A 24,765-nucleotide genomic window follows, 5' to 3' on the forward strand; every position below is an offset into this window, starting at 1 on the left:
ATTATGAACACAAAACCGAAAGCATTATATATCAGACGGGATCATTCACGTGAGCCGTTAAAAAAGAGGATCGTTTCAACATGGCGTCATTTTGCGTATTACACCGGTCAGGAAGGGTTTTTTGAAGAAGCGCTTGCGTCCCAGTTTGATGTGACAGAACAGACCGCTGAAGCGTTTCTAAAGAGTGGAAAGAATGCTCAAGGGTACGATGCGGTTGTTGTGAATTTTAAGTGCGATCACAAAGCTATTGCGTCAGATCGATATGAAGCAATGAGGATTATCGCTGAAGGTGTTTCAGTACCAACAGTGTTGTTTATCGGACTTGACCGCGCCGCGCATATGCCCGTTAACGAGGTTTTGGATCAGTATGATGTTGTGGTAAAGCGAGAGCCGTTCATCGACCGCGACAGGTATTCCTTGTCAGAAAGCAATAAGCACAAGATCATCGCGTCTATGCTTTCATGTCCGCTGTTACGCCGGGAGAAAACGCCGATCGTAAAACCGATCACATGGCTCACGAACCAGCGTCAAACCGCTCAAGAAAATGAAGCGTATAAGTATGACGTGTTCTTTTCGGGGGCGGTCACGCGAGAGAATGATGTACGACCGGATGTATGGCGACGGGTCCTCGAGGAGCCAGACATTAACGCGTACGGCGGACTACAGCCGAGCGCCTCACGTGATCGTCTGCCCGATCCTGAACTCGAGTTCGGCAAGCTGACACCCCAGGAGTTCATTGATACGATCCATCGTTCAAAGATAAATCTTGCCCTCGACGGGATCGGCGAGTTCACGTACCGGCATAATGAGCTGTGGCACCTGGGTGCGTTTATGATCAGCAGTCCTTCGTTTCGTGATCTGGAGATACCGCTTCCGGCCAAAGAAGATGTACATTATGTCTCATACAACAACCTCGATGAGTTAATAGAGAAGATCCACTACTATCTCGAGCATGACGCAGAGCGGAATAAAATTGCTCACGCCGGAAAGGAGATGTTTGATCAATACTACAACCCAAAGAGTCACGGGCGAGATATAAAGCAAGCGGTAGATCAGCTGCGTATTAGTGGAGAGTGATGATATAGTATCGACTATGGAAACAGGAGCACTCGCCATATCCACAATCATATTTCTAAGTGTTTGTTTGTTCTTATTGGTTAATAACAAAAGATTGCGTGATGAACTTCGACGAGTGGAGAAAGAGAAGCAAGAAGAGGAAGAATCATTTGAACGGTCAGGTGGTTTAGAGGAATATCACGCTGAACGTCAGCGAGTGAAAGATGAGCGCAAAGATAGCATTCTTGTTCTTTTCGAGGGCAAGAAGAAGATCAAGAACGCTGACGTTGTGAATGTGTTGGATGTATCCTCGGCAACAGCGACCCGGTATTTGGATGAGTTGGAGGAAGAAGGACGTATTCAACAGAATGGCACAACCGGAAGAAGCGTGGTATACGTAGCGGTAAAATAAACAGCTCACATTGCTTGTGAGCCGTTTAGAAAGCCTATATATGGCGGAAAACCAACAAAAACCAAAGATACTGATCGTTATTAGCAACCTCGAAGTCGGTGGTGGTGCTCAGCGGGTTGCATCTACAGTCGGGAACGAACTGAGTGATAAGGGCTTTGAGACGCATCTGCTTACGTTCTATGAATATCCGCAGACGTATCCGTATTACGGGGTTTATTATAGTAGGCATGAGAAGCCAAAGAAATTCAGTAAACCGATAAAAGCAGTGATGCGGGTTTGGGATATTGCACAGTATTGTAAACGACATAATATACAAACGACAGTAGCCTTCCTTGAAGAGGCGAGTTTTTATTCCATACTAACGAAGCTTTTTTTCAACAGAAGTAGAATAATAGTTTCAGTGAGAAACAATCCTCATTATAGAAACACATTATATAAAGTCTTAATGCGGCTCCTATATCCATTTGCTGACAGAGTGATCTCTGTCACAAGAGGTATTGAAGAGATCCTAAAAAAAGATTATAAATTAACGAACACAGCGACGATATATAATCCGATTGATAAAGAGATGATAGAAAAAAGAGCAGAAAACCCCCTTCCGGAAGAATTTCGCTGGGTAGAAAATAGAACACCTTTATTTATATCTATAGGACGTTTGGTCCAACAAAAAGGTCAATGGCATCTCGTACGCGCGTTTCAAAAAGTTGTGGAAAAAAATAATGATGCAACGCTTGTCCTTGTCGGGGATGGGAAATTGAAAGATAAACTAAAAAAACTCATTGCTGATTGCGGCTTGAATAATAATGTTTTTTTGTTCGGAAAACAGAGCAACGTTTTTTCTTTTCTTAAAGCAAGTGATGTATTCATATTTAGTTCTCTCTGGGAAGGGATGCCTAACACGGTACTTGAAGCTCTTGCAGTCAATTTGCCGGTTGTCACAACTGATTGTGCTACTGGTCCGCGTGAGATCATCGCGCCGGAGCTTGGTATTTTTGAAAATATTACATACCCCTACATGACACAGTATGGTATTTTGACCATGCCGCTTGGTTTTGAACAAATTTGGGAAAGCAGTGAATCATGCGCATTGACGCAAGAGGAGAAAGTATTTGCTGATGCTATGATACAGATCTTAGAAAAACCGCTCAAAGATCGGCTAACCGGTCTTAAGGCGTTTCAAATGAATTCTGTTATTGAGCAGTGGTGTAGAGTAGTTAGCGAGAAGGAGGAATAATATCGAGTCGTGGCCGTTCAGTTCTTCGATCGTTTTCTACGGACTGTTCGTCTCGCCGTAAGGCGATCGTGTTTTTACAGCTATCAATTACATACCAGTGGCCGCCTGCAAGCAGTTCGCCAACAACTCGAGTAACGCCCGAAAAAGAAATGTGATCATCAAATATGAGACAGCCTCCATCTCTTACGTACGGTGCGAATTTATCTGCATCCTTGCGGCAGGCTTCATATGAGTGATCTGCATCAATAAAGACAAGGTCAAATGTACTATTTTCTGGAACAGCAACATGATGACTGTTCCCTTGTATCGTTTTGATTATATCTTTCCAGGGATCAGTTGTTTCCTGGAAGGATTCAAATGTATCCTGTTGTCCTTCAGACATTGCATCGTTATTCCAAGTATCAATGCAGTACAAAAACACGGATGTTTCAGGGTTTCTCTTGCTATCTATAAGACCTTGTGCAATAACCGCAGTTGACGCGCCTCGGTAGGATCCAATTTCAAGTGCAACTCCAAGCTTGTGGTGATTGATCATCATGCGGTACAAAAAAAGCCGCTCTTCAGTGTTCGTTGTTCCTTTTGCTTTACTTGCACTGCCGACAATTCTCCCAAGTTGTTTTAAGGGAAAAAAAGTTGTTAGGTAGTGATTGTAAAATCTCCGAATTTTATTTTTTATTTTTTTTATAAATTTCATGTTTGTTTTGTAAGGTTTTAATCTTTTGTGTGATACCCAAAAAAGGGAGATAGGAAATTATTGATTTGATCGTTTAAATATTTTATATCATCAGGCTGTAGAGCATCTTTGTAACCGCCCACCTTCCCTTGACGGACTTTATAGCTTTGTTCGTCTTTTGTTTCTCCTGCGCCAAATCGTCCTTTAATATAAAGTTCACCAGAACGTTCACGTTTTTTCATATTGTCGAATGCTGAAAATGCAATAGCTTGAGTGAGAGCCTCTTCTTTCAAAGGAAGACCTAATATGTTTATTAGACGGACCATTTCATGATAGGTGTCACTAGACATGTCTTCATAACGAAGCAAGGTAAATGATGCAGGTATTTTTTGAGCGTTATTCCAGTGGTTAAGAAAGGTAATAAGCTTGCGTATGCCAAACCGATCATCTCGTATGAAATCGCTCAAAGTACCTTCAAATACTTTTTGACGATGTGTGCAGTGAAAATAGTAAGAAACCAGTACGTCTCGAGGATCCCGGACAAGCAAAACAACTTTTTTTGTTTCAAAAGCGGTTTTGTCTGCATTTAACTCTTCAGAAGGTACGTTGATAGGCTGAGCGTACGTGCTTCCATCATGAACAAAAACTATATGTGGTATATCAGAAATTTGGTGACGTAGGTCTGTAATGTCTTCTTGGTGGTCGAGCGGTTTACCATGGAGCGCGGCTACGTAGGCGCTGATGATCATTCTGAGCCAACTTCTTCCCGATTTTGGGTAAGATACGATCATGACCTCGGCAAATCTGTTGCGATGCATTTCTGGGTATTCTCGAGAAAATGGCCCGCTTCCAAGACCAATGTATTTTGCTGTCCGATACCACTTTTCTGGATGTAGATATGATCTTATTACCATGTTGTGTATAGTTGAGAAAATACATCTTCCACTTTTGACCTTAGTAGCTCCTCGCTTTCAGAAGGTAAAGCATTTTTATTGCTACTTCCTCCGTGCCAAGAAGAAAATATATTTGCAAGTCCTGGATCGATAGCTGCAGCATCTTCTTCTGCATTTTCATACCTGATCAGTATGGGATCCAATTCTTTTTCCTTAAGCAGCAAGTACTCTTCAGCAAGGCCTCTCCAAAGAGTTGAAAATAGAGTTATACCGCCTACTGAATTAACTCCACCATAAGGTTCAACTACACTTAAATGACGGTGTGGCTTGGTCCAGCTAACATATGCGTAGAGTGGGTGGCGGATTAGAAAAACAACATCTTGAACATTGTGCCGACTAAAGAAATTCATCACCGGCATCATGTTAAATAGGGCGGTTTGACCGTGTTCTTTTACATAGCCAAGGTAGTTGACCAAGTTTTCATCAATCGTTTTGTCCAAGACAAGTTGAAATCCTGATCGTTTGTAGAAGGTTGCGCAAGATGTTTCGTTAGGGTATTCCTCATATCCGTTGATTACTTGTCGAGCATTATATTCAGGCAAATTTTGATCTGCTGACATATATTGCCTGGGCACGAAGCTCGTGTCAGGCTTTGAAGAGTGGAATGCCCCATAACCGCTTTTTGGAATAAGGGTATTCAGTGCGCTTGACCCAGAGCCTCCTCGTGAGCAAAAAAAGTGATACCTCATGATGATAGTATTAGCGACGTTTAAAAATAGATAGTTGTCCAGTATTTGTATCTTGATTCATTACTGGGATCTGGTCAAACTCTGAGTCGATCATTGCTCTTGGAAGAAGGTCGTTCGTTCGTATTGCCAAGTATGTTTTCGTGCGTTTAATAATATTTTGAAGTGTGTTTTTAGCATCCTGTTCATTAAGATGATGAAAAACACCAAGGAAAAGAACTATATCATAGGAAGGAAGAAGTAAATCGGCATTTTCATGTTCAAATTTTCCCCAATCATTGATGTCCGCCTGTCGAAATTCAAAAGAAAGATTATCTTTCTCTTTTTCAAATAACTCATTGGCAAGTGTTATTGAAATATCTTGGATGTCGAATCCATGGATGAGACGTATACCTTTTTTGAAAAACTCATATGAAATTAAACCTTCTGCGCACCCAAGATCGAGCAGCGTCGCGTTTTTGCAGATTGTCGTAGTCGCGATTTCTTCAAGTCCACGAAATCGTGTTGAAATATCAACACCTTCTCTTCTTCCTTGTGTATTTAAAACAGTACTTTTGAAGTAGGGTTGATCACTTTCTTTACTGTAGCCCTTTACGGATTGTTTTCTTTTAAAAAAAATCATGAGCTTTTCTTAGGGTGCTATTGCAGGAAGCAGAATTATCTTAGATTCTAACCACAATACCATATACTCTTTGTTTTTAGAGTATGGCGTGGTTGTTATTTGAGCATGTTGTTAATTTTATACCAAAGTCGGCTTGTATAGTAGAAAATAGTAAGAAGAGCTGCTAGTAAATAACTCCACATAACGTGCCCTAAGCGTGTCAGTATATTGTTTGAGGAGGTGTTTGGTGCAAGGATGCCCGTTGAGTTATTAACAGTGATTCCGTTAAAAGTAAGTGGTTTTGGTAGATGTGCTTCGTGATGTGGGTACTGAGGTATTAGTTTGGCAAGGTTCAACACCCCTTTTTCATCTGGCAGCTTAACATCATGTGTCGTTAGTGTTGTAGAAGAATGTGTGTGCTGTGCGATCGAGTGCAGCGTAGGCCGATTGATCGATCCATCAATAAAACAGAAGTCTATCTGTGTGTCTCTAGGTAAATTATCGATAGCCTTTTCGCTCGGTGCGTTAACGAAGGTAATAAATTTATCGTAACTTGAACCTAGTGCATAATAGATATTTATGTCACAGGTGTATATATGACCAGCACCGTTCTTTTTGAGTGCTTCAGCCATAAACATTGAACTCGTACCGATCCATGTACCGATCTCAAAAATAATGTTTGGTTTAAGTTCTCGCACTAATAAATAAAGATAAATACAATCTGATAAACCGGTTGATCCAGCGATGGTTCCGTTTGGGGTTCGCCTGATAGTTGGGAGTTCTTCTTTGGGGGTTGCGTGTAGATTCTGGTGAATCTTTTGAAATTCAGGCATACGTTCTAGTACTTCTTCGGCATATGTTTCCCATAAATGGGACGGCATTACGTTTTTATCCATAATGTATTTATAGTTTAAGATGCCCGAAAAGTGATCCGGTGTCATACGCCAGTATACCTTTTTCATTCAGCTCTGCCGCAAGAATTGTTGCAGTAACTCCACCAGAAATTGCAATGAGGGGGTTTTTAAATTGATTGGCTTCATTTGTGATCTTTTTAAGTAGTGTGTGATAGTACTTGTAGGTGTTGTGGGATGGAATGGGAATTGAGGTTGCTGGTGAAATGTGCTTGGCTACATCCTGCCCGCTGCCTACATAAATGACATCTCTTTCCTTAAATAAGGAAAGAACAAGTTCTTTATATTCTTCGGGGTTATCGTCTATTACATCTTGTAAGCGAAAGCAGAAAGGTGACCCGTACACAGCGCCTTTCTTGAGAAGAGGTAACGCAGCGTATTTCGGGGCTCGCCAGTTTTCCGGTGTGCTGTTGCGCTCAGCGTAGTTCTTGGTCAAGAGAAGATCAAGTGGGACTGCCAAAAGATAGGTTTTTGGTCCGGCGTAGCCTGCAAGAACGTTAGTCAACTTTCTTTTGAGCGTTGCGTTTTGCGTTTGATGTACGGCGGGATAACCGACGGTATAGTTAAGCTCGCCGTCACCGTATCGGACGATGCCGACGTTGCTATTTTTGATGTATTCAATTGTCTCGCGGTCTGAGAGAAACCGAAAATCTTCAAGAGAAGCGTTGAGTTTGAATGGATTGCATGCAAGCCGTGCGGCAATTCTTGACCAAACCTTCAGTTTTCGGATCTTTTTGTTCATACGTGTTTCCAGTGAGAGAGGTCTCTGTTGGTCAGACGCTCGAGTTTCTCGATGTCTGTATAAAAGTATTCTACCAGTTCTTGTTTGAACGTGTCTGAGAGAGGCTTCGCTCCGCCGATGAGTTTCTGGACGAACGGAAGGTTCCGTAGGCTGCGGCGGATGCCGAGTGCTTTCTTAAGTCGGCCAGCCAATTTTATAAGCCGGCGAGCAAGAGGTGAGCGAGTTGCTTTCCTGCGGTGAATAACCGGGAAGTCGTTTCTGCCGTCGTCCTCAACACCGAGAAACGAGAGGGTTTTTTGGTAGACGGCTTTCGGGTCTTTCTTGAGGTCGTCGTAGAAGATAACAAGTACTCGGTCTTCTCCTGCTTGCTTAAATACACGTTCGAGCTGCTCGCCGGTCCGGCAGATCTCGCCGTAGCGAAGTTCACCGTTGTTGGTATCACCGGGTTGGCGCGGCTTTTTGGTGTCTATTTGCTTATGTTTTTCCCACGCTTCTTCCGGAGCATGTGCTTGCTCAGATCCTTCATAGACACGTTGCCAGTAGAGAGACTCGAACATCTCTATCGGATTGCGGAGCATTACGATAAACCGGGTGTCGGGATTATGTTCAAGAATGTTTGGAATAGCTTCCGGGGTCCGTAGAAGTCGTGTCGGTGCTCCGCCGAGAGCCGTGTGCCCGGCGGCGCCGGCGAATGCCTGAGCAAGATATTCCTCGCGTGTGCGGTATTTGTCTCGGGCGCGAGAATAGGCGGTGTAGTACTCAGCCTCTTTTGGTTCCGATACGAATATATCCGGATGATCGCGTAGGTACTCGGAAAGCGCGGTGGTGCCGCATTTTGGCGCGCCGAGAATAAAGAAGGTGGGCTGTGGTGTGTTCGTGAACATTTCTTATACACGCTTGAGCTTCTGTTTGAGCGATCGCTTCCATCGGCGAAAGTAACCGATCAGGACGCGTTTGTTTTGGAACACTTTTTTGAGAAAGAGCCGCGCTCTGTTTTCAAGACGGTCCAGTTGTGTATTCCGATCTACTTTTTGAGCGTATACGGTTGAGCTGGCGATACGCGGCTTTTTGAAGTGAGGAGACCGATATACGGTTTCGTCGACAAGGCGAGAGACGCCTTCCCAAGTAAGAGCGTCGTGAAAGGCAACAATGCCGCCGACGGCAACTTTGGGAAACCACAACTCAAGATCCTCTTTGGCAGATTCGTAGGAATGATCGCCGTCGATAAAAAGCAGTCCGATCGTTTGGTTGTAGGTGCCGGCGAAGGTCTCGGCGGCTTCGGCCGAGGTCGATACGATCGGTGTTACACTCTGAGCAACACCGTGCTTTTCCAGATTATTTTTAAATTCATCAAACGTCCATACCTGGCCGAACAGTTGTTGGTGTTCCTTGGATCCGGTGTGTGGATCGATCGCGTACACCCGCGCGCTGTTTCCCTCGGTTGACCCCGAAGCCAGACAGAGTGTCGAGCGTCCCTTCCAGGAGCCGATCTCGACAATAGCCATATCACTTGGGCACGCTTGAGCAAGTGTATAGAGAACCGCTCCTTCTTTGTCGGTTAGCCAGCCGTCAATAGACCGCATCGACCGGAGTGTTGTAGCAAGATTAATCATGATGGTATACGATCATATGTATGCGAGAATGAGTACAGGCTGATCTATAGTATAGATGCAAGCAGTGTATAATTTTTCTATGGTTAGAGCAAAAGAACGATTGAAGCATTTATTGCGCTGGAGCGAGCAATATACGAAAACCGATATGATCTACGCGGCTCGGGGCGGGTTTTGGTTAACCGTGGGTAAAATCGTTCTCTCCGCCACCTCGTTTGCTACGATGGTGGTGTTTGCCAATCTGCTTCCGGCTGAAATATACGGTAACTATCAGTTCGTGCTTGCTACGGTAAGCGTACTGACCATTTTTTCACTGCCGGGTATTAAGAACGCCCTGGTGCGTAGTGTGGCTCGGGGAGATGAAGGATCATTCCTCACGGCGTTCTGGGTGAGAATGAAATGGTCAGTGCTTACAAGTATTGCGTTGGGTTGTGTCGGGCTTTGGTATTTTTGGAATGAGGATGTTCTTCTTCTCGCGGCTTTTCTCGTCGCAGCCTTTTTGTTCCCACTGCGAATGGCTGAACCAACGACTGAGCAGTTTTGGCAAGGGAGAAAACAGTTCAATATACAGATAGCGACACATTTGATCGTGACCTTTGCTTCAGCGGTGGCCGTTATGGCGACACTGTGGGTAACCGATAATCTTGTCTACATCCTTCTGGCTTTCTTTGGAGTTCAGGCGGTATTCGGGATTGGTGTGTATCTATTTACGATGTCTCGGTTGCGCAACCACCGCGTTGATAAAGATATGGTCTCTTACGGCAAGTCGTTGACGGTCATGAGTGTCATAGGGACAGCTGCAGACCATTTAGATAAAATACTCCTGTTTGCGTTTCTCCCCCCGGCCCATCTCGCGGTGTATTCTTTTGCGATCGATCCGGTAAAAAAGGTGAAGGGATTTTTCTCGATCAAAGAGCTTGCTCTCCCTAAACTCAGTCAGCACGGAGTTGCCGGTGAGGCTCGAAAGAAAAAAGTGTTTTATAAGACGCTTCGATTGTTCGCGGTATCAGTGCCGGCGGCGTTTTTGCTTGCGGTAAGCGCGCCGTATATCTATGAGTTCATATTTCCTCAGTACGTTGAGTCAGTTGTATATTTTCAGGCATTGACCGTTCTTGTTGCATTCACGCCATTTGCCATCTTTGGCGCGTCACTTCTGGCGGAGATGAAAACAACCTCACAATACATACTTCAGATCACGGTGCCTTCGCTTAAGATACTTTTCTTTTTTGTCCTTATACCGCTGTGGGGCATCTGGGGGGTCGTCTTTGCTATTGTTGTAGCTGAAATAGTGCGAGGAGTGTTAGTGACGTTCTTGTACTGGCGGATGTGATCGCTGAATAAATAACAGGTGCAGTGGTGTATACAGTATGTTATCTGATATAGTGTGCGATATATGAAAGACGTGAATGACATTATTCGGTATGCGGTCATCGGACTGGTAATGCTGGTGCCGGCCGTGGCGCTTATTGTTGCCAACGATCTGTTCTTTCCGTACATCACCGGAAAGAACATTATGTTTCGGGTGTTGGTAAGTCTGGCACTTGCCGGCTGGCTCTTGCTCGCTGCTGCGGATCCACGGTATCGACCGCATCGCTCACCGATGCTGTATGCGCTTTTACTATTTGTGCTGGTTGTGGGGCTGGCTGATCTATTCGGTATAAGTCCCGCCCAAAGCTTGTGGTCGAACTTTGAGCGAATGGAGGGCTTCGTTACGATACTTCACCTGCTCGCGTTCTTTGTCGTAGCAAGTTCTGTTCTGACAACCGAGCGATTGTGGAGCTGGTTTTTTCACATATCTATTGGCATCTCGGTCATTGTCGGACTGCATGCTCTAGGAGGTGATTCGGTACGAGCAAGTAACCTGCTCGGAAACTCGATCTACGTGGCGATCTACATGCTCTTCCATGCTTTCCTGGCGTGCTTGTTCTTGGTGCGGACGTGGGGGAAGCATATCGGATACACGATCAGCTACGGCGCGATCATTGCGTTTTTGATATTGATCATGATGCTGACCGATACGCGAGGTACCATGCTCGGACTTCTCGTGGGCTTTGGTGTAATGGCGCTTATAGTTGCTGTTCTTGGGAGGGGATATCCGGCACTTCGTAAGATCGCTCTTGGGGTGGTTGCACTCGGTTTGATCACTGCGATCGGATTTGCTTCGGTTCTGACTATAAACAATGCGTATCCTGACGTTGCTGAGGAGAATAGTTTTGTGCAAGCAGTAAATGATGTGCCGGTGATCGGTACGCTCGCGTCGATCAATCTTACCGGGGTCAATAGCGGTACAACCCGTCTCTACATTTGGGGAATCGCTCTGCAGGGTCTGGAAGAGCGTCCGGTGCTTGGTTGGGGGCAGGAGAACTTTGGTGTGGTGTTCGATAAAAACTATGACCCGATCCTCGCTACTCGTGAGCAGTGGTTCGATCGCGCTCACAATACGTTCGTCGACTGGCTTTCGGCGGCCGGTATTCTTGGTCTGCTCACGTATGTCTCACTGTACGGGGTATTACTCTGGCTTATCTGGAGAGACCCGAGTGAGAACTGGCCGTTTCTCGAGAAGGTGGTGTTGACCGGTATGGTCGTGGCGTATGCGGTACATAATCTATTCGTGTTCGACAGTATCACGAGCTATATTCTGTTCTTTGTGGTGATGGCGTATGTCGCTCGACAGACTGCTTCGGATGATCGGCGCGTGCTTGCCGCTTTGCCGGCGGTAAATATGCCGGTGTACAGTGTTGTTGCATCACTCGCGCTGGTGGGGGTCATCGCTTCGATCTATATGACGGCATACCGGCCGTATGTAGCGAGCAATGAGCTTTTAACCGGACTTCGTAATGTGGCAATGGATCAATACGAAAGTGGACTTCCGCATTTTGAGAACGCTCTGGCGTACGCAGAAAGAGGAATTGGTTCTCAGGAGATACGCGAACAGATCGCTCAGACAGCAGCGGATCTAATAAATCAGGACGTAGACCCGTCGATCACCCAAGGGTATGTTGAGTTAGGAGATTCGGAACTTGAAAAACACGCCGAGAGTTTTCCTCACGATACGAGGCCGTATGTTGTGTGGGGGCAAATGCTGACAGAGGCCGGTCAGTTTGAGTTGGCGGAAGAGAGGCTGCTTTCGGGACTGGAAACATCGCCACACAAACAGATGATCATGTTTCAGTTAATGAGCATTCATGTTGAGCAAGGACAGTACGAGGAAGCGGTAGAGTGGAGCAAGCGGGCATTCGAGTTGAATCCGGATTATGATCAGGCGCGTATTCGCTACGCGATCGCGTTGCGATATGCCGGGGAAATGGAGCAGGCAGAAGAAGTGCTTGAGCCGCTCGGAGAATCCGCTCTTTTTAGTGATCAGCTTCTGGGGCCGTACCTGGCAAGAGGCGAGTATGAAGAGCTTATAGCGGTACGCCGACAGCGTGTTGAGATACTCAATGAACGCCTAGAAGCAAGTGAGGATCCCTCAGTTCTTGAACAGGTCGCGCAGGAGCGAGTGTTGATCGCTGTGACCTATTACGAGATGGGGGACTCAGAGCGAGCGATCCAAGAGTTTGAAAGTATAAAGGCGGACTACCCGAACTTTGCCTCGCAGATCGACTCGTACATCGAACGAATTCAGGAGGAACGGTAATACACTTCTTAGTGTCGGGTATGAATATCGAAGAACAGAAACCACTTGCTCCGTTAACCACGTTCGGTGTTGGTGGACCCGCTACGTATTATGCGCGGGTGACCACGGTCGACGAGTTAGAGGAGGCGCTTGCACACGCGCGGGAGAATCAGCTCCCGGTTTTTATTCTCGGGGGAGGCTCCAACGTGGTCATTGACGATGCGGGGCTCGACGGTCTTGTGATTCATTGCGCACTCACCCGAGTGGGTTATGAGGAGAAAGAAGAAGGGCAGGTGGAGGTGGTTGCCGGGGCCGGCGAGCGTTGGGACGAGCTGGTTGCAGACACAGTGAATCGCGGGTTATGGGGGCTCGAAAATCTCTCCGGCATCCCCGGCAGTGTCGGGGCGGCACCGGTTCAGAATATCGGCGCGTACGGGGTGGAGATACAGGATGTGCTGGAGTGGGTCGAGGCGGTGGATATCGAGACCGGCGAGAAGAAGGTGTTCTCGCCCCAGGAGTGCGAGTTTGCGTATCGCTGGAGTTACTTTAAATCAAACGAAGGCCGGCGCTGGGTCATTGCCCGGGTGGCGTTTCGGCTTGCTGTTGAGACAAATCCAAAACTTTCATACAAAGACCTTCAGGAGTATTTTACGGACATGTCTGTGCAACCGTCGCTGGCTGAGATACGCGAGGCGGTATTGACGATACGGGCAAAGAAGTTTCCCGACCTCACTGAGCTCGGAACCGCCGGCAGTTTTTTTACTAACCCGATCATCTCACGCCAGGAGCTTCCCCGCCTCCTCGAGAAGTACCCGGAGCTTCCGCACTATGAGGTTGATGATCAGGATGTAGACGACAAGGATGGAAAACAGCGGGTGAAGGTGTCGGCCGCCTGGATACTCGACAAAGCGTGCGGACTCAAGGGGTATCATCGTGGTCCGGTCCGGTTGTTTGAGCGCCAGCCGTTGGTTGTGGTGGCTGAGCGAGGGGCAACAGCTGCGGATATTCATGCGTTGGCAGATGATGTGCAAAAGCAGGTCCAAAAGGCAACAGGTATTACACTTGCTCGCGAGGTGCGCTATCTGCCGGAAGAATGATACGAAAGAATAATAGCAAAATGAGGATAGTAGTTTTTCTTTGGTATACTCTAAGGCATGTCTAAAAGCTCTTCAAGAAATACGAAAAGAAACACGAAAGCTACCGCCGGCCGAACGTATCCTGCTCACGGCGGGGACCTGAAAGATCTTTTGTATGCCGGAGACAGTGACGATCTTCGTGAGCGCATTGCGGGTGCCGTGCGCATCATATTGACTCCGCGTCAGCTGTGTGACCTGGAGCTGCTTTTGGTGGGTGGATTTTCTCCGTTGGAAGGGTTTATGGATGAGGTGACATATCGCAGTGTCGTGGATACGATGCGTCTTCCTGGTGGTGCAGTGTGGCCGATGCCGATCGTGCTTGATCAAGATCGGGTACATGTGGCTGAGGGCGATGAGGTTGTACTGTGTGACAGCTACAACAAACCGCTTGCGCTATTGCAGGTGACATCTATCTACAAGCCGGACAAGACAGCCGAAGCCGAGGGTGTGTACGGGACAACGGACAAGTCGCATTTCGGTGTGCGGTATCTATTTGAGAAAACTGGTTCAACTTACATTGGTGGTCCGGTCACCGGTATTAGTTTGCCGGAGTATTTTGATTTTACCGAGTACCGTCTCACCCCGCGGCAGTTGCGTGACCGGTTCAGTGAGCGAGGTGTCTCGCGCGTGGTTGGATTTCAGACACGCAATCCGCTTCACCGTGCCCATCATGACCTGATCCGTCGGGCTGCTCGCGATCACGGTGCGCTGGCGCTCGTTCATCCGTCGGTCGGAGTCACCAAGGACGGGGATATTGATCACGTGACCCGGGTCAAGGCGTATAAAGTGCTCCACGAAAATTATCTCTCAGACATTGCCGAGCTTTCTTTGCTTCCGTTGGCGATGCGAATGGGCGGTCCGCGTGAGGCACTGTGGCATGCGATCATCCGAAAGAATTACGGATGCACGCATTTTATTATCGGTCGTGATCACGCGGGTCCGGGAAAGAACGAGGCGGGCGAACCGTTTTATGGGGATTACGATGCTCACGAGCTCGTTGCTCAATACGCAGATGAACTGGGTATAGAAGTAGTGCCGATGAAGAAGGTTGTGTATGTTGAGGAAAAAGATGAGTTCATACCTGAAGATGAAGTTTCACCGAATCAATCAATAAAAGAACTATCGGGTACGGAGGTGCGCCGCCGGCTTCTCGAGAACGAAGATATTCCGGAATGGTTCTCGTTTCCCGAGGTTGTTTCGATTCTTCGTAAAAGTACTCGTAAAAATAATCAGGAGAACGGACAGGTGGGCACGACCCGTGGTGCCGTTATCTTCTTCACCGGTCTTTCCGGTTCCGGCAAAACAACAGTAGCCCGAACGCTTGCGGCATATATCCTTGAGCGGTATAACCGCGAGGTGACATTGCTCGATGGGGATGTGGTTCGAGAGAATCTTTCAAAAGGACTAACCTTTTCAAAAGAGGATCGAGACACCAATGTTGAGCGGATCGGTTTTGTTGCCGGCGAGGTTGCCAAGCACGGAGGTCTCGCGATCTGCTCTGCCATCGCACCATATATAGCGGCTCGAGAAGCAAATCGGCGCCGAGTGAGCGCAAACGGTGAGTATATTGAGGTGTATGTCTCGACGCCGCTGGAAACCTGCGAAGCACGCGATGTGAAAGGGTTGTACGCCGGAGCACGGGCAGGGAACATAAAAAATTTCACCGGCATTTCTGATCCGTACGAGGAGCCGACCGATCCCGAGATCAAACTTGATACGAGCGCGCAAACACCACAGGAATGTGTTGCCACTATTGTTGCGTATCTTGAATCTCGTGCACTTCTTACTGAATAAACGTCAAAACTGCAAATAACAGGCACGTTCTTCAAAAGGTGCCTTAAAACTTGAAACAGGCCTATTCAGCGTGTATGCTGGTACAGTTATGCTGAATACGATCAAGAAACTATTTGGAGATGAAAGCGCCCGAGCACTTAAACCGCTCTGGCCGATCGTGACTCAGATCAATGAGCTCGAGGAGGGTATCAAGGCCCTATCGGATGAAGAGCTTAAAGCAAAGACTGACGAGTTCAAGCGCCGACTGAATCCGCCGGAAGGCAGGGCTGAGACGCTTGATGACATTCTCCCTGAGGCGTTCGCGGTCGTTCGCGAAGCTGCTCGGCGCACACTCGGCGAGCGGCACTTTGACGTACAGCTGTTAGGAGGTATCGTGTTGCATCGCGGGAACATCGCGGAGATGAGAACCGGTGAAGGAAAGACCTTGGTGGGAACACTGCCGACCTATCTCAATGCGCTAACCGGAAACGGTGTTCATATTGTTACGGTGAACGACTACCTCTCACGGCGTGACGCGGTCTGGATGGGCCAGATCTACCATTTCCTTGGACTCCAGGTCGGCGCGGTCAACACCCAGGTGTCGTATCTGTACGATCCGGCTCGTGCTGAATCACTTGATAAAGAGCGAGACGAAAAAGGGTCGTTCAAGGTCGTTGATGACTATCTGCGCGAAGTAGCTCGTCCCGAAGCGTACGCGGCAGACATTACGTACGGAACCGACAGCGAATTTGGGTTTGACTATCTGCGCGACAACATGGAGCAGGACGCAACCCGGCTTCGACAGCGCGGATTTAATTTTGTGATCATTGATGAGATCGACTCTATTCTTATCGATGAGGCACGAACACCGCTCATCATCTCGGTTCCGGCGGCTGAGTCTGAGCAGCTATACCAGACGTTCACCTCGATCGCGCGTCAGATGAAAGTGAATGAAGACTACGAAGTAGATGAAAAGATGAAGGCGATCTCACTTACTGACGATGGTATCAGCAAGGCGGAGCGTCTATTGGGCGTGGATAATATCTATACAGAAAAGGGAATCAAGTACGTGCACCATCTTGAAACCGCCGTACGAGCTAAGGCGCTCTTCGAGCGTGATACTGATTACGTGGTTCGTGATGGAGAGGTGGTGATCGTGGATCAGTTTACCGGACGTCTCCAGCCGGGGCGCCGATGGTCTGAAGGATTGCACCAAGCGATCGAAGCAAAAGAGGGGATCGAGACGAAGCATGAGTCACGTACTGCCGCGTCTATTACGTATCAGAACTATTTCCGGATGTACCCGAAGATCGCCGGAATGACCGGTACGGCTATTACCTCGGCGGAGGAGTTCCGAAAAGTGTACAACATAGATACGCTTGAGATCCCGACAAACAACCCGATCCAGCGAAAAGATCTCAATGATTTTATTCTTCAGACCGAAGCCGGAAAGCTCAAGGCGATAGCGCGAACGGTAAAGGAGCGCCACGATAAAGGGCAGCCGGTATTAATCGGTACTATCTCGATCGAGAAGAACGAGATCCTTTCTGAATATCTGAAAGCAGAAGGAGTGCCGCACAAGATGCTGAACGCGAAGAACCATGAGAGTGAAGGAGGCACCATCGCGCAAGCCGGACAGAAAGGAGCGGTTACGGTCGCGACCAACATGGCCGGTCGTGGAGTGGACATCAAGCTTGGAGGAAGCCCAACGACTCCGGAGCTTGCCCGAGAAGTGAAAGATCTTGGTGGACTGTATGTTCTGGGAACCGAGCGGCACGAAGCGCGAAGAATCGATGATCAGCTTCGTGGTCGTGCCGGGCGACAGGGTGACCCGGGTGAGACGCAGTTCTTCGTCTCGCTCGAAGATCGTTTGATGCGAGTATTTGCCTCAGACAGGATTAAAGGCATGATGGGTCGGTTCGGCATTGCTGAGGACGAACACATCGAAAATCGAATGATCACCCGTGCGATCGAGAGTGCCCAGCGAAAGATCGAGGGACTCAACTTCGATGCACGTAAGCGTATTCTTGATTTTGATAACATTCTTGACCATCAGCGCAAGACAGTGTATAGCCAGCGGCGAACTATTCTTACCGGTGATCTTGAGATGGTTAAACTTGAAGTGGCTCGACTTATGGACGGCGCTCGCGAGGACGTTGTCGAGATGATCGAAAAGCGCCAAAAAGAGCTTGGTGAGGAGGCGTTCTATACCGGTGCTCGCAAGGTGGTTTTGCAGACCATCGACATGTTGTGGGTGGAGCATCTTGAGGTAATGGACCACCTTCGAAACAGCGTGAATTTGCGCGCGTACGGTCAGCACGATCCATTAACTGAATACAAGAAAGAGGGAGTTCGATTGTTTAGTGAACTTCAGGAGTCGATCGAGAATGAAGTTCTCAAGAGCCTTATGAATCTAGAAGGTGAGAACATTGCCATGGGCGGATTTGGCAAAACTGTTGCCCAGCATCAAGACCCGTCTCAGGTCGCCGCTGTTAACACAACTGGTACGCCGCCGGAAGGATCGTCACAGCTTCCTCCTGTTTCTCGAGGGCTTCAGCGTCCATCCGGAAAGAGTTTTGGTCGTAATGAAAAGGTGATCCTGGTGAAAGATGGAGAGGAGATGGAGATCAAATACAAGAAGGCCGATCCGTATTTCAAGCAAGGCTGGCGCATCAAGAGTAAATAACAGGGTGCCGCCTTTAGTATAGAGGGAGGTAGAGAATACAATAGAAGAGTCATGAGCTCGAAAGCTCTTGGGGTGTAGCCCGTCATACAGTGTATGGCGGGTTTGATACAATGCAGAACTTCCCTCCCTGTTAGTTTGCTCTGAGGGGATATAATGTTTGTGGTATAATCAGTACATGAAATATTGGCTTAAGAATAACGTGGCGTTACTTATAGCACTTACACTGCCGGTTATTCTTATTGTCGCTATTGTATTTGTGGTCTATGTCCCGCGTGTATTTGCGCCTGAACCACAGTACGATCTTCTCTATGGTGTTCCGTATGACGGTCCGCGCGTCATGGGACACTGCTCGTTTGGCTATGAGGTGTTAGATGGCGTCCTCGAGCAGCGCATAACCAACAGTTGTGATGAGGGTGATGAGCCGGAGGCTTTGTACGATCTTTTTGTGCATCGTGTAGCGGATGGCGAGAATGAAAGTATATCGTTCGATGAGGCTCGACAACTGACTCTTGATGAGAATGTTGAGGCTCCGGATGGATATTCGCTGGTTCATAATTCTAATCACCGCGGTATCTTTGAATTGTTCGGCACCTCCGGCGGGCGCACGTGGTATCTTGAGCACGGTGTTGCTCGCCGGTCTATTGAGCTTGATAGATCAGCTTCACCGTACTACTACAATATTCAATTTTACGGCTGGATCATAAACGAATAACATACATTTCTATGGATAGAGACACATTGGTTGCACAGCTGAAGCGAGCACTTGATCAGGGTGAGATAACTGCTCAGGAGGTTCAGTCTATTGTGGCGCCGTATAAAGAGGATCCGGAAGACAAGAATCTCGTTTTGATCCGTATACTTTCGTATATCGGCGGCGCCATTATTTTGATGGGCGTGATCGTGTTTGTGGTAATGAACTGGGATCAACTCGGATCATTGGCTCGTGTACTTTTGAGTTTGGGCGTAAGTGTCTTTGCGTACATTCTCGGTGTTGTTGGGTACATGACCACAACTCTAGATAGATTGAAAAGAAGACAGTCTGAATTTGTGGCAAATGCGCTGCTGCTCATAGGTGTTGTTCTGTTTCCGATCGGGTTAGCGGTGTTGCTGCACGAAGCGGGTATGCAAGTTCACACCGCCGGCACGCAAATAGTGATCAGTGCTTTTAGTGTGATCCTCGCTATTGCGTCATACCTATTGCTTCAAAAGCTTCGACTTTTCTTGTTGGTTGCGATTATTCTGGGTACGTGGTTTTTGGTGGCGTTCATTAATTTTACGACTGACCACGGCAACGCCGTGCCGTTCGATAGTTTTTATCTATATCAGTGGCTCACGATCGTGATCGGGACAATGTATATCGCCGGCGGACAGTGGCTTGTTCAGCGAGGTGAGCAGTCGCTTTCCGGCGCGCTATATGCGTTTGGCGCTATTGGCATACTTGGTGCCGGGCTTGCGGGAGGTGATCTTTGGAACCTTGCGTATCCTCTTTTGTTGATTGGCGGGTTTGCCGGCAGTGTATATCTTACGAGTAGAAGTATTCTTGTTGTGTCATCGTTGGCACTTATCGTCTATCTCATAAAGATCACGTCAGAGTATTTTCCGGATGCGGTAGCTGCATGGCCGATCGCGCTTATTGCGCTCGGAGGTGTTATCATAGCAGTCAGTTACGGTGCCTATCGTTTGCATCAACGAATGAAAACATCATCACATACTGAAGCAGATCAATTTAATAGTTCTCAAAACCTTCGTCTATGATAGAAACACTCATAACGTTTATTGAAGAGACATTGATCCCGCTTGGAGGCGTGGGACTTTTTCTTGCGTCAATCATTGAAGAGGTGGTCGTACCGATCCCGGCAGCCGTGGTTCAATTGGGTGCCGGGTATTTTTTGTTGCCGAATGAAGTAACGACTGATTTTGCAGTTACTATGATCTTTTCAATTATTGTGCCTATCGCACTTGGCGTGTCGATCGGGTCGCTTGCGATCTATTATCTCGGGTACTTCACCGGAAAACCTTTGCTTGAGCGCTGGGGTAAATATGCGGGTTTAAGCTGGCGTGGTGTAGAAAGAAGGCATGACAAGTTTAAGAGCACGCAGGCGGACGCCACGGTGTTGTTCTTCTTGCGAATTGCCCCTCTTGTGCCGAGTGCGGTCATCTCGCTGTCTTGCGGTGTTATTCGCATGAAGCTCTGGAAGTATCTGCTCTATACCTTTTTGGGAACCATGATCAGGGTGGCATTTTTGGCAATGATAGGTTCGCAGGTCGGTGTATTCTATCGTCAGTACTGGACGATCATTGATCGATTCGAATACGTGATACTGATGGCTGTTCTTGTCTCCTTCTTTATATTCATGTTGTATAAATTAGTGTGGTTTCGGTACCAAGAGTCACCTCGTAGATCAATATCGTAGTGCGTAGTATGAACTTATTTACTGATTGGTTTAATAGCATTGCTGCCTCTGCTGTGTTGGTGGGGATGGCGCTTATTGTCCTATACCTCATAGCTGTTTGTTTCTCGTGGGTGAGGTTTTTTGCTTTTCTTCGGGAGAAGTTGCATACATATCATCTTTGGCTGGGTTTTCTTATTTCAACCGGAGCGTTGATCAGTACGCTGATCTACTCACAGATAATCGCTTTTGAGCCGTGTGAGTTTTGTTGGTGGCAGCGGGTTGCGATGTATCCGCAAGTGCTTATTTTTGGTGTTGCACTATTTAGAAGAAGACTTGAAGAATATGTCGTGCTGATCATGTTGTCTGTCATAGGTATGGTGTTAGCCGTTATTCATATTAGTATTCAGTTGCGTGATGACACTATATTTTGCCTGCCAGGAGAAGTGAGTTGCAGTACTATTTACATCACCGAGTTTGGTTTTATAACTATGCCGGTAATGTCGCTTACGGTCTTTACCATACTTGCCTTGATCGCCGGCAACGGTTTGTACGAACAACGCAAGAGCGCTCGAGTCTAAGTAGCTATATAGTCGTACGTCCGGTGTGGATAGTATCTCCTATGCACAGTCTGAGATGATGCGTGGTGTGGTACGATTAGACTATCTTCACATGTCTCGTGACATCATACAGCTTAGTTACTTTTTCGCTCTTCTGGTCGCTGCAGCGGTGCTGATCGGACTGGTGTTTCTGCCGTATATACCGGCTATCTTTTTTGCGATCGTGTTAGCGATCGTTTTTTATCCACTCCATCAAAAAATACTGGATGCAGTTAATGGACGGGCTTGGCTTGCGTCGACTCTGAGTACCACGGTTGTTTTGATAGTAATAATCATTCCGCTTGTTATCTTCAGTATCTTGCTGTTTCAGGAAGCCTCAAGACTCCTGTCCCTCATAGCCGCATCTGAGTTTAATCTTGATGACTCACTTACTGCGTTTGTGGAATGGGTCGCTGCTTTTTCGCCGACCATAGCTGAGTATATTGGCTTGTATACGTTGGATATTGCTCCGCAGGAGCACATCGCTCAGGGTATTTCGTGGGTACTTGAGAGAGCGAACATGTTCGTTGGTCAGGCGTTTCGAATCGTGATAGCGGGCGCGATCAGCTTGCTCGCCCTTTTCTATCTTTTTCGGGATGGTGATCGTGCGGTGCGCTATCTTGTTCGGGTCACGCCACTCGCGCGCGGATACGAAACAATGATCCTGCACAAAATAAAAGATGCGGTAAACTCAGCTGTTCTTGGGAGAATACTTACAGGAGTTATCCAAGGGGTGCTTACAGCTGTTGCGCTCAGTGTCGTGGGTATACCGGCGCCACTGCTTTGGGGGGCTGTTGCGGCGGTCCTCTCTGTAGTGCCTATGTTGGGTCCGGGTTTAGTTATCACGCCGGCCGCGCTGTATCTTATTGCGATCGGCAATACGTGGAGTGGGGTCGGGTTAATTGGATGGGCGGTCCTAGCCATCTACCTTGTGGATGATATTTTGGGACCTATCTTTATTGAACGGGGCATGAAAATTCATCCGTTTTTGATCCTTGTTTCTATATTAGGAGGTGTGTCGTTGTTCGGTCCTATTGGTTTCGTGGCCGGTCCGGTTCTACTTGCATTGCTCTTTGTACTGCTCGACATGTATCCGATGATCCTTGAGAAAGAATTGTCAGCGAAACAAACAGATATATAACGTATGGCCGATCGCACTCAAAAAAACGCTCCCTTGCGAGTTTTGATGTTCGGCTGGGAATATCCGCCGTATAATTCAGGTGGCCTTGGCGTGGCTTGCAAGGGGTTGGTCGAGGCGCTCGCTGCCGACGGAGTAGAAGTGACGTTTGTATTGCCAAAGCGTATACCGGTAACTGACACGTCGTGTCGTTTTATTTTCGCTGATGATTCAGAAGAAATGGTAACCAAAGAAGGTACGCCGGTCTTGTTGTCCGCGTATCTTACCGCTGAAGAGTATCGACTGCGACGTGAGAAGTACGGAGGCAGCGGCGCGTATACGATCTATGAAGCGGCAGCAGAATATGCCGAGAATGCACGTGCGATCGCTCGTGATCATGTCGGTGAGTTTGATGTAATTCATGCGCACGACTGGCTTACGTTCGGGGCGGGTATTGCTGCAAAAGAAGAATTAGGCAAACCCCTTGTGGCGCATGTTCACGCTACTGAGTTTGATAGAGGTGGCGGCAATCAGGTCAATGAATACGTATACGGTATAGAGCGAAAAGGTATCGAAGCGGCTGATCAGGTTGTGAGTGTTTCGGCTTTTACAAAGAATATTCTCACAACTCATTATGGAGTTGACGATCAAAAGATCATGCCAATTCATAACGGTATTAATGCGGCGGAATATGCTCCTGACAAAATAGCTACTGATCATGTGGTCCAACTGAAGCGATGCGGATATAACATTGTGTTATTTGTCGGGCGCCTAACTCTGCAAAAAGGGCCAGACTACTTTGTTCAGACAGCTGCAAGGATTCTTGACCATGAACCGTCTACAATATTCGTTGTTGCGGGTTCCGGCGATATGCATCAGCGTATGCTTCGCGATGTTGCGGCTGCAGGTCTAAGTAACAAGTTCATTTTCGCCGGGTTTGCGCGTGGGGCTGATCTTGCTCAGTTATACAAGGCGGCGGATCTCTATATTATGCCGTCTGTCTCTGAACCGTTCGGCATCACTCCGCTTGAGTCACTTATTAATGGCACGCCGGTGTTGATATCAAAACAGTCCGGAGTGAGTGAGTGTCTCACTAATGCGCTTACGGTTGATTTTTGGGATGTGGAAGAAGCGACCAATAAAGCGGTGTCAGTACTGAGGCACCCCGGTTTGAAGAAAACGCTGTCAAAGAACGGGTATCAGGATGCGTTGCAACAAACATGGCAAAAGGCCGCGGATAAGGTTCGTGAGCTCTATGCTACAATGGTGTTAGTCACGAAGAACTAATTCTCTTTCTTTTATTTGTTATGACCTCTGTTTGTTTTTATTTTCAGGTTCACCAACCCTTTCGACTCGATAAACATAGTATTTTTGATATTGGAACGGGCAAGCCGTACTTTAGTGCTTCGGACGGAACCGATCTCGATAATCAAGCAATTTTAAACAAGGTGGCGGGGAAATGTTATCGACCGATGAACGATCTTCTGCTGGGGCTTTTGGAGCGTCACCCGCAGTTTCGGGTGTCGTTCTCTGTTACAGGCACGGTTCTTGAGCAGCTCGAGCAGTATGCTCCGGATGTGCTTGACCAGTTCAAAGAACTTGCGAAAACGGGTCGTGTTGAGTTTCTCAACGAGACATATCATCACTCGCTCGCGTTCATTCACTCGCCGGAAGAATTTAGGCGGCAGATACAGATGCACACAGATAAGATGAAGGATCTGTTCGGTATTACACCGAAGGTGTTTAGAAATACAGAGCTTATATATAACAACGATCTTGCAGATGTCGTACAAGAACTTGGCTTTACCGGTATGCTTGCCGAGGGCGCAGACCATATTCTTGGCTGGCGTTCACCTAACTTCGTGTATCGGTCTCTTGGGAAAAAACCGTTGCCGCTTTTACTAAAAAATTACAAGCTGTCTGACGATATCGCGTTTCGATTCGGAGAGAAAGGATGGAAAGAATATCCACTTTCAGCTGAAAAATTCGCTAGCTGGGTAAACAGCAACCACGGCTCAGGTGATGTTGTTAATCTCTTCATGGACTACGAAACATTTGGCGAGCACCAATGGGAAGATACCGGTATCTTTGAGTTTATGAAGGCGTTGCCGACCGAACTGTATCGACACCCGGATACCGTGTTTGCTACTCCCTCTGAAGTGCTTGCCTCAGCCGATCCGGTCGGTGAGATCGATGCCCCGCATTACGTGTCATGGGCAGATGTTGAGCGAGATCTGTCGGCGTGGCATTCAAATGACATGCAGGCTGATGCGCTCCGCAGTGTTTTCGATCTTGAAGAAGACGTTCTTTCCAGTGGTGACGAGCAATTGATCGACGATTGGCGTCGACTGACCACCTCGGATCATTTTTATTACATGTGTACGAAGTGGTTTGCTGACGGCGACGTTCATACTTATTTTAATCCGTATCAGTCGCCGTACGATGCTTTTATTGCTTACATGAACGTTATCCATGATGTACAATTACGGGTAAAGGAGATCCAATCGAAGCGTGAGGCGGGCGAGCCGGTACCGTTGCGCAAGGTTACCTGATCAAATGAAGGGCTGATC

23 protein-coding genes are annotated in these 24,765 nt (G+C 47.5%); 15 read left to right on the plus strand and 8 right to left on the minus strand.

Going from position 1 to position 24,765, the window contains the following annotated elements; genetic code table 11:
* The first annotated feature begins 3 nt into the window (after positions 1–3).
* From WD312_01565 to WD312_01575, 3 genes are read left to right on the plus strand one after another with little or no spacing between them, the layout of a single operon-like run.
* Positions 4–1,077: a glycosyltransferase gene (locus WD312_01565; protein MEX2563787.1), complete on the plus strand. Its 1,074-nt coding sequence runs from the start codon at positions 4–6 to the stop codon at positions 1,075–1,077.
* A 16-nt stretch (positions 1,078–1,093) separates the two neighbouring features.
* Positions 1,094–1,468 (plus strand): hypothetical protein, encoded by a 375-nt coding sequence (locus tag WD312_01570; GenBank protein ID MEX2563788.1) that lies wholly within the window; start codon positions 1,094–1,096, stop codon positions 1,466–1,468.
* 40 nt (positions 1,469–1,508) lie between these two features.
* Positions 1,509–2,702, plus strand: coding sequence for a glycosyltransferase (locus WD312_01575; protein MEX2563789.1), 1,194 nt, complete (start codon positions 1,509–1,511; stop codon positions 2,700–2,702).
* On the opposite strand, the gene WD312_01580 is transcribed toward WD312_01575, so the two are convergent.
* The 8 genes from WD312_01580 to WD312_01615 form a co-directional block, all read right to left on the minus strand.
* Positions 2,683–3,396 carry a class I SAM-dependent methyltransferase gene (locus tag WD312_01580; GenBank protein ID MEX2563790.1) on the minus strand — a complete coding sequence of 238 codons (714 nt, stop codon included), beginning with the start codon at positions 3,394–3,396 and terminating at the stop codon, positions 2,683–2,685. The two genes, WD312_01575 and WD312_01580, sit on opposite strands and share 20 nt — an antisense overlap.
* Positions 3,397–3,413: 17 nt before the next feature.
* Positions 3,414–4,289, minus strand: coding sequence for a sulfotransferase domain-containing protein (locus tag WD312_01585; protein MEX2563791.1), 876 nt, complete (start codon positions 4,287–4,289; stop codon positions 3,414–3,416).
* Positions 4,283–4,888, minus strand: a complete 606-nt coding sequence (locus tag WD312_01590; GenBank protein MEX2563792.1) for a hypothetical protein — start codon at positions 4,886–4,888, stop codon at positions 4,283–4,285. The genes WD312_01585 and WD312_01590 overlap by 7 nt, the downstream gene beginning before the upstream one ends.
* A 139-nt stretch (positions 4,889–5,027) precedes the next feature.
* Positions 5,028–5,636, minus strand: coding sequence for a class I SAM-dependent methyltransferase (locus WD312_01595; protein MEX2563793.1), 609 nt, complete (start codon positions 5,634–5,636; stop codon positions 5,028–5,030).
* 95 nt (positions 5,637–5,731) lie between these two features.
* The gene (locus tag WD312_01600; GenBank protein MEX2563794.1) at positions 5,732–6,511 is read right to left on the minus strand and encodes a class I SAM-dependent methyltransferase; all 780 of its coding nucleotides are present in this window, start codon (positions 6,509–6,511) and stop codon (positions 5,732–5,734) included.
* 7 nt (positions 6,512–6,518) lie between these two features.
* Positions 6,519–7,268: a GT-D fold domain-containing glycosyltransferase gene (locus tag WD312_01605; GenBank protein MEX2563795.1), complete on the minus strand. Its 750-nt coding sequence runs from the start codon at positions 7,266–7,268 to the stop codon at positions 6,519–6,521.
* On the minus strand, positions 7,265–8,152 hold the full coding sequence (locus tag WD312_01610; GenBank protein ID MEX2563796.1) for a sulfotransferase domain-containing protein: 888 nt from the start codon (positions 8,150–8,152) through the stop codon (positions 7,265–7,267). Before WD312_01610 ends, WD312_01605 begins: the two co-directional genes overlap by 4 nt.
* 3 nt (positions 8,153–8,155) lie before the next feature.
* Entirely contained in the window at positions 8,156–8,881 is a 726-nt protein-coding gene (locus WD312_01615; GenBank protein ID MEX2563797.1) for a class I SAM-dependent methyltransferase, read from the minus strand.
* 79 nt (positions 8,882–8,960) lie between these two features.
* Between WD312_01615 and WD312_01620 the strand changes: the two genes are divergently transcribed.
* From WD312_01620 to WD312_01675, 12 genes are all read left to right on the plus strand, one after another.
* Complete coding sequence (locus WD312_01620) at positions 8,961–10,208, plus strand: oligosaccharide flippase family protein (GenBank protein ID MEX2563798.1); 1,248 nt, start codon at positions 8,961–8,963, stop codon at positions 10,206–10,208.
* 63 nt (positions 10,209–10,271) lie between these two features.
* The gene (locus WD312_01625) at positions 10,272–12,515 is read left to right on the plus strand and encodes an O-antigen ligase family protein (protein MEX2563799.1); all 2,244 of its coding nucleotides are present in this window, start codon (positions 10,272–10,274) and stop codon (positions 12,513–12,515) included.
* A 20-nt stretch (positions 12,516–12,535) separates the two neighbouring features.
* Positions 12,536–13,591, plus strand: a complete 1,056-nt coding sequence (murB, locus tag WD312_01630; GenBank protein ID MEX2563800.1) for a UDP-N-acetylmuramate dehydrogenase — start codon at positions 12,536–12,538, stop codon at positions 13,589–13,591.
* 57 nt (positions 13,592–13,648) lie between these two features.
* Positions 13,649–15,424, plus strand: coding sequence for a bifunctional sulfate adenylyltransferase/adenylylsulfate kinase (locus WD312_01635; GenBank protein MEX2563801.1), 1,776 nt, complete (start codon positions 13,649–13,651; stop codon positions 15,422–15,424).
* A gap of 88 nt (positions 15,425–15,512) precedes the next feature.
* The gene (gene secA / locus WD312_01640) at positions 15,513–18,089 is read left to right on the plus strand and encodes a preprotein translocase subunit SecA (protein MEX2563802.1); all 2,577 of its coding nucleotides are present in this window, start codon (positions 15,513–15,515) and stop codon (positions 18,087–18,089) included.
* A gap of 175 nt (positions 18,090–18,264) precedes the next feature.
* Positions 18,265–18,801 (plus strand): hypothetical protein, encoded by a 537-nt coding sequence (locus tag WD312_01645; protein ID MEX2563803.1) that lies wholly within the window; start codon positions 18,265–18,267, stop codon positions 18,799–18,801.
* 11 nt (positions 18,802–18,812) lie between these two features.
* Positions 18,813–19,844 (plus strand): DUF2157 domain-containing protein, encoded by a 1,032-nt coding sequence (locus tag WD312_01650; GenBank protein MEX2563804.1) that lies wholly within the window; start codon positions 18,813–18,815, stop codon positions 19,842–19,844.
* Positions 19,841–20,503 (plus strand): VTT domain-containing protein, encoded by a 663-nt coding sequence (locus tag WD312_01655; GenBank protein ID MEX2563805.1) that lies wholly within the window; start codon positions 19,841–19,843, stop codon positions 20,501–20,503. Before WD312_01650 ends, WD312_01655 begins: the two co-directional genes overlap by 4 nt.
* An 8-nt stretch (positions 20,504–20,511) precedes the next feature.
* Complete coding sequence (locus WD312_01660) at positions 20,512–21,060, plus strand: disulfide bond formation protein B (GenBank protein ID MEX2563806.1); 549 nt, start codon at positions 20,512–20,514, stop codon at positions 21,058–21,060.
* Positions 21,061–21,151: 91 nt separating this feature from the next.
* A complete protein-coding gene (locus WD312_01665) occupies positions 21,152–22,219 on the plus strand; it encodes an AI-2E family transporter (GenBank protein ID MEX2563807.1) in 1,068 nt (355 codons plus the stop codon).
* 3 nt (positions 22,220–22,222) lie between these two features.
* Entirely contained in the window at positions 22,223–23,482 is a 1,260-nt protein-coding gene (locus tag WD312_01670) for a glycosyltransferase family 4 protein (GenBank protein ID MEX2563808.1), read from the plus strand.
* A gap of 20 nt (positions 23,483–23,502) precedes the next feature.
* Positions 23,503–24,747 carry a glycoside hydrolase family 57 protein gene (locus tag WD312_01675; protein MEX2563809.1) on the plus strand — a complete coding sequence of 415 codons (1,245 nt, stop codon included), beginning with the start codon at positions 23,503–23,505 and terminating at the stop codon, positions 24,745–24,747.
* Positions 24,748–24,765: the final 18 nt, after the last annotated feature.

Source organism: Candidatus Paceibacterota bacterium, from assembly GCA_040905715.1.
In the GTDB taxonomy this organism is placed as follows: Bacteria; Patescibacteriota; Minisyncoccia; order Phycocordibacterales; family CSBR16-193; genus JBBDHZ01.

Coding starts and splice junctions, on each gene's coding strand:
- WD312_01665 (MEX2563807.1), top strand. CDS start 21,152: ATGTCTCGTGACATCATACAGCTTAGTTACTTTTTCGCTCTTCTGGTC.
- WD312_01580 (MEX2563790.1), bottom strand. CDS start 3,396: ATGAAATTTATAAAAAAAATAAAAAATAAAATTCGGAGATTTTACAAT.
- WD312_01570 (MEX2563788.1), top strand. CDS start 1,094: ATGGAAACAGGAGCACTCGCCATATCCACAATCATATTTCTAAGTGTT.
- secA (MEX2563802.1), top strand. CDS start 15,513: ATGCTGAATACGATCAAGAAACTATTTGGAGATGAAAGCGCCCGAGCA.
- WD312_01605 (MEX2563795.1), bottom strand. CDS start 7,268: ATGAACAAAAAGATCCGAAAACTGAAGGTTTGGTCAAGAATTGCCGCA.
- WD312_01600 (MEX2563794.1), bottom strand. CDS start 6,511: ATGGATAAAAACGTAATGCCGTCCCATTTATGGGAAACATATGCCGAA.
- WD312_01655 (MEX2563805.1), top strand. CDS start 19,841: ATGATAGAAACACTCATAACGTTTATTGAAGAGACATTGATCCCGCTT.
- WD312_01635 (MEX2563801.1), top strand. CDS start 13,649: ATGTCTAAAAGCTCTTCAAGAAATACGAAAAGAAACACGAAAGCTACC.
- WD312_01660 (MEX2563806.1), top strand. CDS start 20,512: ATGAACTTATTTACTGATTGGTTTAATAGCATTGCTGCCTCTGCTGTG.
- WD312_01575 (MEX2563789.1), top strand. CDS start 1,509: ATGGCGGAAAACCAACAAAAACCAAAGATACTGATCGTTATTAGCAAC.
- WD312_01615 (MEX2563797.1), bottom strand. CDS start 8,881: ATGATTAATCTTGCTACAACACTCCGGTCGATGCGGTCTATTGACGGC.
- WD312_01675 (MEX2563809.1), top strand. CDS start 23,503: ATGACCTCTGTTTGTTTTTATTTTCAGGTTCACCAACCCTTTCGACTC.
- WD312_01585 (MEX2563791.1), bottom strand. CDS start 4,289: ATGGTAATAAGATCATATCTACATCCAGAAAAGTGGTATCGGACAGCA.
- WD312_01620 (MEX2563798.1), top strand. CDS start 8,961: ATGGTTAGAGCAAAAGAACGATTGAAGCATTTATTGCGCTGGAGCGAG.
- WD312_01650 (MEX2563804.1), top strand. CDS start 18,813: ATGGATAGAGACACATTGGTTGCACAGCTGAAGCGAGCACTTGATCAG.
- WD312_01670 (MEX2563808.1), top strand. CDS start 22,223: ATGGCCGATCGCACTCAAAAAAACGCTCCCTTGCGAGTTTTGATGTTC.
- WD312_01645 (MEX2563803.1), top strand. CDS start 18,265: ATGAAATATTGGCTTAAGAATAACGTGGCGTTACTTATAGCACTTACA.
- WD312_01565 (MEX2563787.1), top strand. CDS start 4: ATGAACACAAAACCGAAAGCATTATATATCAGACGGGATCATTCACGT.
- WD312_01610 (MEX2563796.1), bottom strand. CDS start 8,152: ATGTTCACGAACACACCACAGCCCACCTTCTTTATTCTCGGCGCGCCA.
- WD312_01595 (MEX2563793.1), bottom strand. CDS start 5,636: ATGATTTTTTTTAAAAGAAAACAATCCGTAAAGGGCTACAGTAAAGAA.
- WD312_01590 (MEX2563792.1), bottom strand. CDS start 4,888: ATGTCAGCAGATCAAAATTTGCCTGAATATAATGCTCGACAAGTAATC.
- WD312_01625 (MEX2563799.1), top strand. CDS start 10,272: ATGAAAGACGTGAATGACATTATTCGGTATGCGGTCATCGGACTGGTA.
- murB (MEX2563800.1), top strand. CDS start 12,536: ATGAATATCGAAGAACAGAAACCACTTGCTCCGTTAACCACGTTCGGT.